This window comes from Methylocaldum sp. RMAD-M, from assembly GCF_017832375.1.
Lineage (GTDB): Bacteria > Pseudomonadota > Gammaproteobacteria > Methylococcales > Methylococcaceae > Methylocaldum.
Window position 1 is genome coordinate 1 of sequence record NZ_JAFIBZ010000069.1, and the last position, 1,332, is coordinate 1,332.

Sequence of the window (1,332 nt, forward strand, 5' to 3'; positions counted from 1 at the left end):
AGGAGATGCGCGCGGGTCATCACCCGCTGGCTGATCATCTGCAGCCGCTCGGCGGCATAACTCGTGATGGTGGAGCGGACCAGGTCGGACGGGATCTCCTGCTCCTCGATCAGAATCGTCGCGGTCGAGCGGTAGGTCGGCGGCAACAGCAGCGCGGTCAGGACGCCGAGCGTGAACAGTCCGCCCAGAATCGCGCCGAAGGCGGCGCGATGGCGGCGAAAGGTGGCGAGATAATCGCTGAGTGCTTTTTCTTCCATTGATCGGTCTCTCAAACTCAAAACTGGAATGGGTCGAAGTCGTACTTGAGCGTCACAAAGACGGCATGGGCCTCCTGGCGGCCGGAAAACAAACCGCCGCGCTCCCCGAGATCGCGGAGGGTGTACTGATACGACGCGCCGAGGCGCCAGCGCTCGGTCACGGCATAAGACAGATCGCCGCCGATCCGGTAATACGCCTGGGTCAGGCGATCGCCGTTCGCATCGGGCAGCGACTGATCGGTGTAGGACAGATTCAGGGCGGCGTTCAGGCGCTCCGACACCTGCCGGCGGGCCGTGACCGTCACCCGATCCGACTCGAACAGGGTGCCGTTGATCGAAGGGCTGATCTGATGGGCGTAATTCAGCTCGACGTCCCCGGTGTCGAAGCGCTGCCGCGCGCTCGCGGTGACCAAGGGGCCGAACTGGCGGTCCTTGAGCGTGACCGTCTCCCGGACCGTGACCGGCACCAGCAGCAGCGGGTCCAGGCTGACGATCTGAAAACCGTCGAGGCGCAAGGTTTCCAATTGAGTCTCCGAATCGCTGAACTGACCGCCGCCGGAGACGCCGACCTCGAGCGTCTCGGTCAGGGCGTACTGAAAGCCCGCCAGGGCGTTGAGATAATCGATCGCGCGCCGGTCGGCGCGATAGGCGGTATAAGCCAGCGTCCCCGAGAGCAACAAGCGTTCGGTCAGCTGATGCTCGAGTCCGGACGACGCCGTATGCGCGGTCGAACTGACAAAGGCGAACCCAGCCCGGGCCTCGTAATCCGAGGCCTGATACGCATAGCCCAGGGTCAGCCGGGTGCGCTCGTCCAGCGCATAGGTCCAGGACGGGGCGACGGTGGTTTCAGCCCGCTGCACGCGGGTCAACACGATTCCGACCAGGACATCGGACTGCGACGACAGCAGGGCGTCATCGGTATGGTTCACCGTGAGCGCCCAGCGCGACCGCTCGGTCGCATAATGGGCATCGAGGTCCAGATACTGATTCTGGGTGTCGATGGCGTCGATCGGCGTATAAAAAAGATTTTGCAGGCGCGCCCGGCTCTTCACCTGCCAGTGAGGTTCCGCCGCGA

1 protein-coding gene and 1 pseudogene are annotated in these 1,332 nt (G+C 64.0%); both read right to left on the reverse strand.

The annotated features are described in order from the left end of the window. Positions 1 to 257, reverse strand: a pseudogene (locus tag JOD69_RS24460) (lipopolysaccharide biosynthesis protein); the annotation flags it as partial. 17 nt (positions 258 to 274) lie between these two features. Beyond that, positions 275 to 1,332, reverse strand: a 1,058-nt coding sequence (locus tag JOD69_RS24465; protein WP_210024373.1) for a hypothetical protein, incomplete at its 5' end; no start/stop codon positions are given.